Here is a 12,358-nt window from a genome sequence, read left to right as displayed (position 1 = left end):
GCGTTCTGTCAGCCAACATTAGGGTTGAATGACACACCGCATTCGCGAGCAAGCTCGCTCCCACAAGGATTGTTGTTTACTTCAATAGAGGCATTCCACAGCCATGGCCGTGGCTTCGCCGCCGCCGATGCAGATGGCCGCAATCCCGCGTTTGAGCTGTTTCTGCCGCAGCGCCGCCAGCAGCGTCACTAGAATCCGCGCGCCCGACGCACCGATCGGGTGGCCCAGCGCACAGGCGCCGCCGTGCACATTGAGCTTGTCGTGCGGGATCTGCAGATGCGTCATCGCCGCCATGCCGACCACGGCAAACGCTTCGTTGACCTCGAACAGATCAACCTGATCCAGCGCCCATCCAGTCCGCTTCAGCAGGGTTTTGATCGCACCGATCGGCGCGGTCGGAAACAGCCCCGGCGTGTCGGCGAACGCCGCATGACCATGAATCACCGCCATTGGCGTGAGGCCCAGTTGCTGCGCGTGAGACTGGCGCATCAGCACCAGCGCAGCAGCGCCATCGGAGATCGAACTGGAGTTCGCCGCCGTCACCGTGCCGCCTTCGCGGAAGGCCGGTTTCAGCGAGGCAACTTTGTCGAGTTTGGCTTTCGGCGGTTGCTCGTCGTGACTGATCAGCACCTGTTCTTTGCCGACGGTCACGGTCAGTGGGACGATTTCGTCCTGGAAGCTGCCATCTTTGATCGCCTGCTGCGCGCGGGTGGTCGAAGCGATGGCGAAGGCGTCCTGGGCTTCGCGGCTGAAGCCGTTGGTCTCGGCGCAATCCTCGGCGAAGGTGCCCATCAAGCGTCCCTTGTCATAGGCGTCTTCGAGGCCGTCGAGGAACATCGAGTCGAGCACACGGCCATGGCCCATGCGATAACCGGCGCGGGCACGATCCAGCAAGTACGGCGAGTTGGACATGCTCTCCATACCGCCGGCGATGACCACATCGGCACTGCCCGCGAGCAGCATGTCGTGGGCCATGATGGTGGTTTGCATGCCCGAGCCGCACATCTTGTTGACGGTGGTGCAGCGGGTGGATTTATCCAGCCCGGCGCCCAGCGCGGCCTGACGTGCCGGAGCCTGACCGAGGCCGGCGGGCAATACGCAACCGAACAGCACTTCATCAACCGCATCGCTGGCGACACCGGCGCGTTCAACCGCGGCCTTGATCGCGGCTGCGCCGAGTTGTGGAGCGGTGAGGCTTTTCAGCTCGCCCTGAAAGCCACCCATTGGCGTGCGCACGGCACTGACGATAACAATCGGATCGTTGGAAACAGTCATGATGGTCCCTCCTTACTTGGCCGCCATGCGCAAGGCGCCGTCGAGACGGATCACCTCGCCATTGAGCATGCTGTTTTCGATGATGTGCCGCACCAGCGCGGCGTACTCGGCCGGCTTGCCCAGGCGCGGCGGGAACGGCACGCCGGCGGCCAGCGAGTCGCGCACTTCGGGGGTCATGCCGGCCATCATCGGGGTTTCGAAAATGCCCGGGGCGATGGTCATTACACGGATACCGAAACGCGCCAGTTCGCGGGCGGCCGGCAGGGTCAGGCTGGCAATCGCGCCTTTCGATGCCGAATACGCGGCCTGGCCAATCTGCCCGTCGAACGCGGCGACCGAGGCAGTGTTGATGATCACGCCGCGTTCGCCGTCGGCATTGGCTTCGCTTTCAGCAATGGCCGCAGCCGCCAGGCGCAGCATGTTGAAGCTGCCGACCAGGTTGACGTTGATGACCTGGGCGAAACTGGCCAGCGCATGCGGGCCGTTCTTGCCAAGGATCTTCTCGCCCCGGACGATGCCGGCGCAGTTGACCAGACCGTTGAGGCTGCCAAACGCGGCGACGGTCGCCTGCACAGCAGCCTCGGCCGCGGCTTCGTTGCTGATGTCCGCGACGACGCTTTGCGCACCCAGGCGCTGGGCTTGAGCGGCAAGCGCTTCGGCATTCATGTCCACGAGCATCACCTTGGCGCCGGCGTTCACCAGCAGCTCAGCCGTGGCGGCACCGAGGCCGGAAGCGCCGCCGGTGACGATAAAAACCTTGTTGTCGATCTGCATGTCGGTGTTCCCTTGGATTCAAGCTGAAACGTTGTGCGCCGCGGCCTCTTGAGCCTTGGCGATTTCCTGGTTGCGCAAGATGAAGCGCTGCAATTTGCCACTGGGGGTTTTGGGCAATTCGCTGACAAATTCGATTTCACGCGGGTAGGAATGCGCGGCCAGGCGCTTGCGCACGTGCTGGCGCAGTTCTTCGGCCAGCTCCGGCGCTGCGCGATATTGCGCACTCAACACGACAAAGGCTTTGACCAGTTCGGTGCGCTCCGGGTCGGGTTTGCCGACCACCGCCGCTTCGACCACGGCCGGGTGTTCGATCAGCGCGCTTTCGACGTCGAACGGGCCGACGCGATAGCCGGAGGTGGTAATCACATCATCGCTTCGACCGACAAAACTGATGCTGCCGTCCGGGTTCCATTCCACGGTGTCGCCGCTCAGGTAGTAATTGCCGACGAAGGCCTTGGTCGGTGCGCCTTCGTAACCGCCGAACCAGCACATCGGTGATTGCCCACGGTCAATGGCGAGGATGCCCGGCTGTCCGGCCCCGAGCTCGTTGTAGTGCTCGTCCAGCACAACGATGCGATGGCCCGGCGAGGCGAAGCCGGCGGCGCCGATGTGCACCGGGTGATCGAGGCCGTGGTGATTGCACAGCACCATGCCCAGCTCGGTCTGGCCGTAATGATCGTGAATGACCACGTCGAGGTTGTCGGCGAACCAGCGGATGACTTCCGGGTTCAGCGGTTCGCCGGCGCTGCTGACGACGCGCAGTTTGCCTTTGACCGACTTGGCGAACGTATCACCGCCGGCAATCAGCAAACGGTACGCCGTCGGCGATCCGGTGAGGTTGGTGATGCCGTACTTGTTGATCACCCGGCAGGTGCTTTCAAGGGTGAACGGCCCGTCGTAGAACGTGATCGGGTGCCCCATCGCCAGCGGCCCGGTGACGCCGAAATAGATGCCGTAGGCCCAGCCCGGATCGGCCACGTTCCAGAAGGCATCTTCGGGGCGCAGGTCCACCGCATCGCGGGCGTAACTCTGGAATGCAACGATAGCTTTAAGCGGCACCGACAGCGCTTTCGACGGCCCAGTGGTGCCCGAGGTGAACATCAGCAGGAACGGGTCTTCGCCATTGAGCAGTACCGGTTCGCAGATGTTCGAATGATTGCCCAGTTCGGCCCAGAAACTGAAATCGCCGCGCACGATCCCCTGGCCTTTGCTGCCGCCGACCGTAACGATGGTCGGGCAGTCGGCAACTTCGGCGAGTTTCGACCGGTTGACCGCGTCAGTAACCACGACTTTCGCCCCGGAGCTGTTCAGCCGATGTTCAAGGGCTTTGGGGCCGAATGCGGTAAACAGCGGCTGATACACCGCGCCAATGCGCCAAGTGGCGAACACGGTGATGAGCAGTTCGATGTTGCGCGGCAGCAAACCGGCGACCCGGTCGCCCTTGCGCACACCTTGGGCGAGGAGGAAATTGGCGAAACGCGCGGCCTGGTCCTGCAGATCGCTGAACGTGTACGTCGCGCTGGCGCCGTCGCGACCTTCCCAGAACAGCGCAATGCGCCCGGGCAAGGCATGGCGATCGCAACATTCGACACAGGCGTTGAGCGCCTCAAGCGTACCGCTGAGCGCGGCCTCCACGGTGTGCTGATAATTGAACTGTGCGGTGGCAGACAGGTAATCGCGCATTGCCAGAATCCCTCGGTGTTTTTATTAGGCTGGGAACCGTAAACAACAGGGGAATAGTCGCGCTGCGGGGCTTGGGCGGCAATGGTCAAAGCTATCAAAGTGGCTGACTGGTTTGGCCATGCCGGCTGACCTGATCGTTCCCCTGTGGGAGCGAGCTTGCTCGCGAAGGCGCCAGTATGAGCGCTGCGAAGTCCGGGTCAGACAACCTCATTCAGGATCAGCGTCCGGTAGTGCCCCGGATTCGACCCGGACCACTTGCGAAACGCTTTGTAAAACGAACTCGCATCCGCAAAGCCCAGACGACTGGCAATCTCGACAAAACTGATCGAAGGCTCAGCCAGCCAAGTGATTGCCAACTCCTTGCGCACGCTGTCCTTGAGGCCTTGATAGGTCTGCCCCTCTTCGGCCAGGCGCCGGCGCAGGGTCGAGGCGGACATGCACAGTTGCTGGGCCAGTGCCTCGGTTTCGGGCCACTGTTCGGCTGGCAATTGCCGTAGATCGTGCTTGATCCGACTGGCGAGGCTTTGCGGGTCGCGGTACTTCACCAGAATGTTGGCCGGGGCGTGAGCCAGGAAGCGTTTCAGTTCTTCGGCACTACGCTTGATCGGCAGATCAAGGCAATCGGCGGAAAAAATCATCCGTGTGCGCGGGCGGTCGAAGCGCAGGTTGTCGGAGAACATCACCTGGTAATCATCGATGAACTCCGGTTCCGCGCAACGCAACTCAATTGCCAGAATCGGTATCCGCCGCCCCGCCAGCCAACAGGCGACGCCGTGAACGATCATCCAATAAGTGAAATAAGTGAAGGCGCGGCGCGGGTCTGGGTCGTCTTCGAGCAGGACGATTTCGGCGAGGCTCTGCTGACGCACCAGTTGCGCCGGCAGCCGTTCAAGCATCAACGACAAAAAACTCAAGCCGTTCTCCAGCCCCGCCGCCAACGTCGGTTGCGCCATCGCGCTGCGGCACAGAAAGGCCAGGCTGCCGGACTTGAGCTTGCGCGGGTCCATGCCGAAGAACTCGTCATCGCCGCGCCGGGCCAGCAGACGCCAGAGCCTGGCGTACTGCGAGGCCGGCACCCTGCCCTGATCCGTCATCAGCAACGCCGGATCGATGCCGACCTTGTTCAACGCCTCATCCGTGGCCGCGCCCGGCGCACAGCTTTGCAGCAGCGCTTCGCGCACCAGTTGGATGGCAATGGTGTCTTTTTCCGCCATGGAGCGAGGTGAGCCTTGTTGTTTTTGGGTGGTGGGCATCTTAACCCAGCCTCCCGCCCCCACACAGTTCCCCTGTAGGAGTGAGCCTGCTCGCGATGGCGTTGTGTCAGCTAACAAGATGTGGCTGATAGACCGATATCGCGAGCAGGCTCACTCCTACAGGGGATCTGTGTGAAACGAAGATTGTGTTTGTTCAGCTCAGGTTCAGCTAAATGTCAACCAATGCCATTTGGGAATGAGTGTCATTATGTTACAACTTAGCCACCTATCTAAATCACCGTGGTTGCTAAATGCTCGTTCCCTTTCTGATCATGCTGCGCGAAGGCATCGAGGCCGCGCTGATCGTTGGCATCATTGCCAGCTACCTGCAGCAAACCGGGCGTGGCCAGTGGATGCCCGCCGTGTGGATTGGCGTATTCCTCGCCGCCGCCCTCGCCCTGCTGGTCGGCGGTGGTCTGGAACTGGTCAGCGCTGAATTCCCGCAAAGGCAGCAGGAACTGTTCGAAGGTGTCGTCGGTTTGCTCGCGGTTGGCATTCTCAGTTCAATGGTGTTCTGGATGCGCAAGGTCGCCCGGTCGATCAAGCATTCGCTGCACGCCTCGCTGGATCAGGCGCTGACGGCATCGAACCATCAAGTCATTGCACTGATCGCCATGGTCTTTTTCGCCGTCGCTCGCGAAGGCCTGGAAACCGTGTTCTTCCTGCTCGCCGTGTTCCAGCAAAGCGAAGGTGCGGGCGCGCCGATCGGCGCCCTGCTCGGGCTGATGCTGGCGGTAATCGTTGGACTCCTGATCTACAGCGGCAGCCTGCGCCTGAATCTCTCGGCGTTCTTCAAGTGGACCGGACTGTTCATCCTCTTGGTCGCCGCGGGGATTCTCGCCAACTCGGTGCAGGCGTTGCATGAAGCCGGACTGTGGAATCATCTGCAGACCGTGCTTTTCGACTTCAGCGCGACGCTGCCGATGGACGGCCCGCTCGGCTCGGTGCTGGCCGGCATGTTCGGTTATCAGGATGCGCCGACTGTCAGCACCCTCGGTGCTTACCTGATTTACCTCTTGGTGGCGCTGGTGATGTTCTTCCTGCCGGCGCCCGGCCAAGCGGCGCCCACGACTTCTGTTTCCAGCCAATAAAGAGCTTCCATGTCTAACACTGAAATCCCTCAGGCCTCGCCTCCCCGCGCCCTGCGTTTGGCGCTGGCCGGCTCGGTGCTGCTGATGATCGCCGCCGGCGGGCTGTTCTGGTACGCCTCGAACATGGCGGCGGCCAAGCGCCAACACAACCACGACGAAATCGTCGTCAACATCCATCCGCACAGCTGCGAACCCAATGCGCTGACAGTGCCGGCCGGACGCGCCAGTTTTCGCATCGTCAACCGCTCCGAGCGTGCGGTCGAGTGGGAAATTCTCGATGGCGTGCTGGTGGTCGAAGAGCGTGAAAACATCGCGCCGGGCCTGAGCCAGGTGATTAACGCCAATCTGCAACCGGGCGACTACGCAATTACCTGTGGCTTGCTCAGCAACCCGCGCGGCACCTTGCACGTGACGCCGACGGCAGCCTCCGATGCCGCCGCCAGGGCCAAGCCGTCGATGGTCGCGTTCGTAGGACCGCTGTCGGAATTCCGTGTGTATCTGGCCGTTCAGGGCAGCGCCTTGATCAAAGCGGTGACGGCGCTGGATCAGGCGATTACCAGCGGCGATCTTGGTCAGGCGCAGGCGCTGTACTTGCCGGCGCGTGCCGCTTATCAGCGTCTGGCGCCGGCGGCGCAGCGTCTGGCCGAGCTGGATAACCGCATCAATGCCCGCGCCGATTACTTTGAAAAGCGCGAGCAGGACCCGGCTTTTATCGGTTTCCATCGCCTCGAATATGCTCTGTTTCAGCAACGCAAACTCGACACCGTTGCGCCGATTGCCCAGCGCCTGCTCGCCGACGTCAGTGAACTCAAACAACAGCTGCTCGCCCAGTCACTGCCACCGGAGCAACTGGTCAGCATCGTCGTGCGCAACCTCAACAGCCTCGCCGACGTTCGCGCCGTCAGCGGTGAAGAGGAACGTTACAGCCACAGCGATCTCAACGGTTTCGCCGCCAACGCACAAACCGCGCATAAGGTCGTCGACCTGTTGCGGCCAATGCTGAGCAAATCCGCCGCTGACCTGTTGCCAGACATCGACCAGGCGTTGGGTGACGTCGACAGCCAGCTCAACGCCCTCAAGTCCGCCGACGGCTACGTCAGTTACGACGCCGTATCCGCCGAGCAACGCCAGCAGATTGCCAACAAAGCCAAGGCCCTGGCCATGGCTTTGAACGGCATCGACCCCGCCCTCGGCCTCTCCGGCCTGTAAGCAGAAGACCTATCGCGATGAAAGAAATCGAACCCCTCAATCTGCAGCGTCGTCGCGTCCTGATGGGCATGGGCGCCGCGGGTGTCGCCCTCGCCGGTTCGGCCCTGAGTTGCCCGGCCATGGCCGCCGCCACGGCGCAGGTGACCGAAGCGCCGAGCAGCGACAAGACCGAAGATCGCCACGATTTCCACGGTATGCACCAGACGGGCATCGTCACCCCACGCCCAGCCTCGGGCATGCTGGTGGCGTTCGATGTGCTGGCCAGCGATCGCGACGACCTCGAGCGGCTGTTTCGCACCCTCAACCAGCGCATCGCCTTTCTGATGAAGGGCGGCCCGGTGGCGCAGATCGATCCGAAACTGCCGCCGCCGGACTCCGGGATTCTCGGCCCGGTGGTCACCCCGGACAACCTGACCATTACCGTATCGGTGGGCGAATCGCTGTTCGATGAGCGCTTCGGTCTGGCCGCGGTGAAACCCAAACGTCTGCAACGCATGGTCGGTTTTCCCAACGATGCGCTGGATGCCGACAGCTGCCACGGCGACCTGAGCCTGCAGTTCTGCGCGAACACCGCCGACACCAATATTCACGCCCTGCGCGATATCGTGAAAAACCTGCCAGACCTGTTGCTGGTGCGTTGGAAACAAGAAGGCAGCGTACCGCCCCAGGCCCCGACCAAACCCGGCGTACCGGCACAATCGGCGCGCAATTTTCTCGGCTTTCGCGATGGTTCGGCCAACCCTGATTCCAACGATGGCAAAGCCATGGACCGGATCGTCTGGGTGCAGCCGGACAGCGATGAGCCGGCCTGGGCGGCCCATGGCAGTTATCAAGCAGTGCGCATTATCCGTAACTTCGTCGAACGCTGGGACCGCACGCCGTTGCAGGAACAGGAAAGCATTCTCGGGCGGGTCAAGAGCAGCGGCGCACCAATCGGCGGCCACCGCGAAAGCGAGGTGCCGGATTACAGCAAAGACCCGGCCGGCAAGCTGACCAAACTCGACGCGCACATCCGCCTGGCCAACCCGCGCACCGCCGCAAGCCAGGCCAACTTGATCCTGCGTCGGCCGTTCAACTATTCCAACGGCGTGAACAAGAACGGCCAGCTCGACATGGGCCTGCTGTTCATCTGCTACCAGGCCGATCTGGAAAAAGGCTTCATCACCGTGCAGACCCGCCTCAATGGCGAGCCGCTTGAGGAATACCTCAAACCGGTCGGCGGCGGTTATTTCTTCACCTTGCCGGGCGTCACTGGCGATCACGACTTCATCGGTCGCTCACTGCTTGCCGCCACATCCGCCCAAACAACCGCATAACACCCAACCGACACTGGAGCCGCCCCCATGAAAAAAACGCCACTTGCGTTATTGCTGACCCTTGGTTTGCTCAACACCCCGCTGTCGGCGTTCGCCGCCACGGCGCCGCTGGATCTGGTGGGGCCGGTGTCGGACTACAAGATTTATGTCACGGAAAAGCTCGACGAACTCGCCAGTCACACCCAGCAGTTCACCGATGCGGTGAAAAAAGGCGACTTGGCCACCGCGCAAAAGCTCTACGCGCCGACCCGTGTCTATTACGAGTCGATCGAGCCGATTGCCGAGCTGTTCAGTGATCTGGACGCGTCCATCGATTCGCGTGTCGACGACCATGAAAAAGGCGTGAAGGCTGAAGACTTCACCGGGTTCCATCGCATTGAATATTCGTTGTTTGCGGAAAAAACCACCAAGGGGCTGGATGCCCTGGCGGACGGTTTGAACAAAGACGTGCAGGATCTGCAAACCCGTGTCGCCGGGCTGACCTTCCCGCCCGAAAAAGTGGTGGGTGGCGCAGCGGCGCTACTGGAGGAAGTCGCGGCGACGAAGATTTCCGGCGAGGAAGATCGCTACAGCCACACTGACCTGTACGACTTCCAGGGCAACATCGACGGCGCGAAAAAGATTGTCGATTTGTTCCGTGCGCAGATCGAACAGCAGGACAAGGCGTTTGTGGCCAAGGTCGACAAGAATTTTGCAACCGTGGATAAGATCCTCGCCCGGTACAAGACAGCCGATGGCGGCTTTGAAACCTATGACAAGGTGAAGGACAACGATCGCAAGGCGCTGGTCGGGCCAGTGAATACGCTGGCGGAAGATTTGTCGATGATGCGAGGGAAGTTGGGGCTTAACTGACCTTTTGTAGTGCCTGTCAGGGCCCTATCGCGAGCAGGCTCACTCCTACAATTGGAACGCGTTCCCCTGTAGGAGTGAGCCTGCTCGCGATAGCGGTTTTGGCTGCACTACGAATTTGACCCCTTACAAAATCCGATACAACAACCGCTCAATCCGCACCCGACTCACCCGCTTGAGAAACTTCGCTACCCCCGCCGGGTAATCCGGCAGCGTCTCCAGTGTCTGAAAACTGTCGATCCGCGTGGTATGGCGGAAGATGTTTTCCAGTTCCTGCGCCCGCGGCTCCAGCCACTCGCCTTTGGGATCATCGATCAGCAGCGCGTTTTCCAGATCGAGGCGGAACGCCCGGGGATTGAGGTTGTTGCCGGTCAGCAAGGTGTAGCGCTGATCGACCCACATGCCCTTGAGGTGATAGGTGTTATCGCCGTCGCGCCACAAGTGCAGATTCAACTGGCCGCTGTCGATGTTGCGCTGATGGCGCTTGGCAAAACGGCGCAGGCTGATTTCGTACAGATACGGCAGCGCCGCAATCACCTTGAACGGCTCGCTCGGCGGAATGTAGAAGTCGTTGGCGGTCTTGTCGCCGACCACAATATCGATCTTCACGCCACGGGCCAACGCGCGGTTGATCTCACGGATCACCCCCAGCGGCAGGTTGAAGTACGGCGTGCAAATGGTCAGTTGCTGTTGCGCGCTGGCGATCAGTTCGAGAATCGCCCGGTTCAACGGGTTGTTCTTGCCTACGCCGAGCAGCGGGCTGACCGACAGGCCTTCCCTGGTCGTGCTGCCGACGCTGGTGTCGTAGGTGGCGTATTTGAGGCGACTGCGCAGATCGCCGATGTCATTGCGCAGGCTGCGCGTACTCGGCAGGTTCGGCAGATCGAGGCGGTGCACGGCTTTGGATTCGATCAGCCCATGCTTGACCAGGTGATGCATCGAATCCGCCAACGCCTGGTTTTGCAGCACGTGATAGCGGTCGAAACGGTACTTGTCGAACTTGTGCAGATAAACGTTGTTCAGGCTCGCGCCGCTGTACACCACGCTATCGTCGATTACAAAGCCTTTCAGGTGCAGCACGCCGAACAGTTCGCGGGTTTGCACCGGTACGCCGTAGATCGGCACTTCGCTCTGGTGGGTACGCGTCATGTCCTGATACCAGGCGGCGTTGCCTGGCTGCTTGCCGGCACCGATCAGCCCACGCTGCGCCCGTAACCAGTCGACCACCACGGCAATCTCCAGCTCCGGGCGCTTGAGTTTGGCGGCGTGCAGGGCATCTAGGATTTCCTGACCGGCTTCGTCCTGCTGCAAGTACAGCGCGACGATGTAGATGCGCTGGGTCGCTGCGGCGATTTTCGCAAGCAGGCAACGACGGAACTCGGCAGCGCTCGACACAATGCTGACCGCCTCGGGGGTCAGCGCAAAGCTGCGCAGTTTGGGCAGCAGAGAACGTTTGAAAAGCAACGGCATAAGGCTCGCAGGGGTTCGAATCCGAAGAGTTTGAGAGCTTACACCATCGTCTGCGTCGGGTCTTGTCAGTGTCCTGAAGTCCAGGATCAGATCGTTCCCACGCTCCGCGTGGGAATGCCTCAATGGACGCTCCGCGTCCGCTCTGGGACGCAGAGCGTCCCGGGCTGCATTCCCACGCAGAGCGTGGGAACGATCAGCAGGCTGCAAAAATATTCAATTGACCAAGGAGAACATCCGTTCTACTGTTTGCTGCATGAACGAATCAGCCAGCACCAACACACGCGACATCATCCTGGATGTCACCGAAAAGTTGATCTACAAAAGTGGCATCGCCGCCACCAGCATGGATCTTCTGGTGAAAACCGCCGGCGTCTCGAGAAAAAGTATTTACCGCTATTTTGCCGACAAGGACGCGTTGACCGTCGCCGCCTTGCAACGCCGCGACCAGCGCTGGATGCACTGGTACAGAAGCGCCGTCGACCAGGCCGAAACCCCGGCCGATCGCCTGCTCAACCTGTTTACCGTACTCAAGGGCTGGTTCGCTTCGGAAGGCTTTCGCGGCTGCGCCTTTATCAACACCAGCGGCGAGACCGGGGATGCGCGTGACCCTGTTCGTCTGGTCGCCAAAGAACACAAACAGAAGTTGCTCGACTACGTGTGCGAGCTGTGTACCGAACATGGCGCCGAGAACCCGCAACTGTTGGCCAAACAGCTGCTGATCCTGATTGACGGTGCCATTACCGTAGCGCTTGTGATGGGTGATCACAGTGCCGCCGATAATGCGCAATGCATGGCGCGAAAGTTATTGGACCTGTAACGCCTTAATAAGCCGAACCCGTTGTTTGACTGTTCTATAAATCGGGAGACTGATATGTCTGCTGCAGCCCAGGTACGTCCGCCATTACCCCCGTTCAACCATGAGTCGGCCATCGAAAAAGTGCGTCTGGCCGAAGACGGCTGGAATTCCCGTGATCCGGATAAGGTCTCGCTGGCCTATACCCTCGACACCCAATGGCGCAACCGCGCCGAGTTCGCCAACAACCGTGAAGAAGCCAAGGCTTTTTTGACCCGCAAGTGGGCCAGAGAACTTGACTACCGGCTTATCAAAGAGCTGTGGGCTTACTCCGACACCCGAATCGCGGTGCGCTATGCCTATGAATGGCACGACGATTCGGGCAACTGGTTCCGTTCCTATGGCAACGAGAACTGGGAGTTCGACGAGAACGGTCTGATGTTTCAGCGTTATGCGTGCATCAACGACATGCCGATCAAGGAAAGCGAACGCAAGTTCCACTGGCCGCTGGGCCGCCGCCCGGATGAGCATCCGGGGCTGAGCGAACTCGGTCTCTAAGGCGAACACAAATCCCATGTAGGAGTGAGCCTGCTCGCGATTGCGATATATCTGTGAGATTTCCTCATCTGACACACCGCCATCGCG

Annotated in this window: 11 protein-coding genes; 6 read left to right on the top strand and 5 right to left on the bottom strand. The window is 60.9% G+C overall.

Annotation, left to right across the window (positions count from 1 at the left end):
• Nucleotides 1-81: 81 nt before the first annotated feature.
• From HU743_RS26795 to HU743_RS26780, 4 genes are all read right to left on the bottom strand, one after another.
• Nucleotides 82-1,275, bottom strand: a complete 1,194-nt coding sequence (locus tag HU743_RS26795) for an acetyl-CoA C-acyltransferase (RefSeq protein WP_186652351.1) — start codon at nt 1,273-1,275, stop codon at nt 82-84.
• A gap of 12 nt (nt 1,276-1,287) precedes the next feature.
• Nucleotides 1,288-2,049: an SDR family NAD(P)-dependent oxidoreductase gene (locus HU743_RS26790; RefSeq protein WP_186619778.1), complete on the bottom strand. Its 762-nt coding sequence runs from the start codon at nt 2,047-2,049 to the stop codon at nt 1,288-1,290.
• Between the two features lie 18 nt (nt 2,050-2,067).
• Nucleotides 2,068-3,732, bottom strand: a complete 1,665-nt coding sequence (locus HU743_RS26785) for an AMP-binding protein (RefSeq protein ID WP_186652348.1) — start codon at nt 3,730-3,732, stop codon at nt 2,068-2,070.
• 197 nt (nt 3,733-3,929) lie between these two features.
• Nucleotides 3,930-4,946 carry an AraC family transcriptional regulator gene (locus tag HU743_RS26780; RefSeq protein ID WP_186652353.1) on the bottom strand — a complete coding sequence of 339 codons (1,017 nt, stop codon included), beginning with the start codon at nt 4,944-4,946 and terminating at the stop codon, nt 3,930-3,932.
• A 290-nt stretch (nt 4,947-5,236) separates the two neighbouring features.
• Here HU743_RS26780 and efeU point away from each other — a divergent pair, with 290 nt between their 5' ends.
• Genes efeU through efeO (HU743_RS26760) form a run of 4 tightly spaced genes read left to right on the top strand, consistent with a single transcriptional unit; the run spans nt 5,237 to nt 9,453 of the window.
• Nucleotides 5,237-6,076 carry an iron uptake transporter permease EfeU gene (gene efeU, locus HU743_RS26775; RefSeq protein WP_186652345.1) on the top strand — a complete coding sequence of 280 codons (840 nt, stop codon included), beginning with the start codon at nt 5,237-5,239 and terminating at the stop codon, nt 6,074-6,076.
• A gap of 9 nt (nt 6,077-6,085) precedes the next feature.
• Nucleotides 6,086-7,285, top strand: coding sequence for an iron uptake system protein EfeO (gene efeO / locus HU743_RS26770; protein WP_186652342.1), 1,200 nt, complete (start codon nt 6,086-6,088; stop codon nt 7,283-7,285).
• A gap of 17 nt (nt 7,286-7,302) precedes the next feature.
• The gene (gene efeB, locus HU743_RS26765) at nt 7,303-8,601 is read left to right on the top strand and encodes an iron uptake transporter deferrochelatase/peroxidase subunit (RefSeq protein WP_186652339.1); all 1,299 of its coding nucleotides are present in this window, start codon (nt 7,303-7,305) and stop codon (nt 8,599-8,601) included.
• A 27-nt stretch (nt 8,602-8,628) separates the two neighbouring features.
• Nucleotides 8,629-9,453 (top strand): iron uptake system protein EfeO, encoded by an 825-nt coding sequence (gene efeO, locus HU743_RS26760; RefSeq protein ID WP_186652338.1) that lies wholly within the window; start codon nt 8,629-8,631, stop codon nt 9,451-9,453.
• 123 nt (nt 9,454-9,576) lie between these two features.
• Here the strand turns inward: efeO (HU743_RS26760) and pssA are convergent, their stop codons facing one another.
• Entirely contained in the window at nt 9,577-10,920 is a 1,344-nt protein-coding gene (gene pssA, locus HU743_RS26755; protein ID WP_186652335.1) for a CDP-diacylglycerol--serine O-phosphatidyltransferase, read from the bottom strand.
• Nucleotides 10,921-11,173: 253 nt separating this feature from the next.
• Between pssA and HU743_RS26750 the strand changes: the two genes are divergently transcribed.
• Nucleotides 11,174-11,737 carry a TetR family transcriptional regulator gene (locus HU743_RS26750; protein ID WP_186630379.1) on the top strand — a complete coding sequence of 188 codons (564 nt, stop codon included), beginning with the start codon at nt 11,174-11,176 and terminating at the stop codon, nt 11,735-11,737.
• A gap of 54 nt (nt 11,738-11,791) precedes the next feature.
• A complete protein-coding gene (locus tag HU743_RS26745) occupies nt 11,792-12,271 on the top strand; it encodes a nuclear transport factor 2 family protein (RefSeq protein WP_186652333.1) in 480 nt (159 codons plus the stop codon).
• Nucleotides 12,272-12,358: the final 87 nt, after the last annotated feature.

Origin of the sequence: Pseudomonas sp. SWRI99, assembly GCF_014270125.1 — a bacterium.
GTDB classification, from domain to species: Bacteria; Pseudomonadota; Gammaproteobacteria; order Pseudomonadales; family Pseudomonadaceae; genus Aquipseudomonas; species Aquipseudomonas hamedanensis.
The sequence above is the reverse complement of the archived record's forward strand: the minus strand, read 5'-3'. Positions and strand labels throughout refer to the sequence as shown.

Coding starts and splice junctions, on each gene's coding strand:
- HU743_RS26795 (WP_186652351.1), bottom strand. CDS start 1,275: ATGACTGTTTCCAACGATCCGATTGTTATCGTCAGTGCCGTGCGCACG.
- efeO (WP_186652342.1), top strand. CDS start 6,086: ATGTCTAACACTGAAATCCCTCAGGCCTCGCCTCCCCGCGCCCTGCGT.
- HU743_RS26780 (WP_186652353.1), bottom strand. CDS start 4,946: ATGGCGGAAAAAGACACCATTGCCATCCAACTGGTGCGCGAAGCGCTG.
- HU743_RS26785 (WP_186652348.1), bottom strand. CDS start 3,732: ATGCGCGATTACCTGTCTGCCACCGCACAGTTCAATTATCAGCACACC.
- efeB (WP_186652339.1), top strand. CDS start 7,303: ATGAAAGAAATCGAACCCCTCAATCTGCAGCGTCGTCGCGTCCTGATG.
- efeU (WP_186652345.1), top strand. CDS start 5,237: ATGCTCGTTCCCTTTCTGATCATGCTGCGCGAAGGCATCGAGGCCGCG.
- efeO (WP_186652338.1), top strand. CDS start 8,629: ATGAAAAAAACGCCACTTGCGTTATTGCTGACCCTTGGTTTGCTCAAC.
- HU743_RS26790 (WP_186619778.1), bottom strand. CDS start 2,049: ATGCAGATCGACAACAAGGTTTTTATCGTCACCGGCGGCGCTTCCGGC.
- HU743_RS26750 (WP_186630379.1), top strand. CDS start 11,174: ATGAACGAATCAGCCAGCACCAACACACGCGACATCATCCTGGATGTC.
- pssA (WP_186652335.1), bottom strand. CDS start 10,920: ATGCCGTTGCTTTTCAAACGTTCTCTGCTGCCCAAACTGCGCAGCTTT.
- HU743_RS26745 (WP_186652333.1), top strand. CDS start 11,792: ATGTCTGCTGCAGCCCAGGTACGTCCGCCATTACCCCCGTTCAACCAT.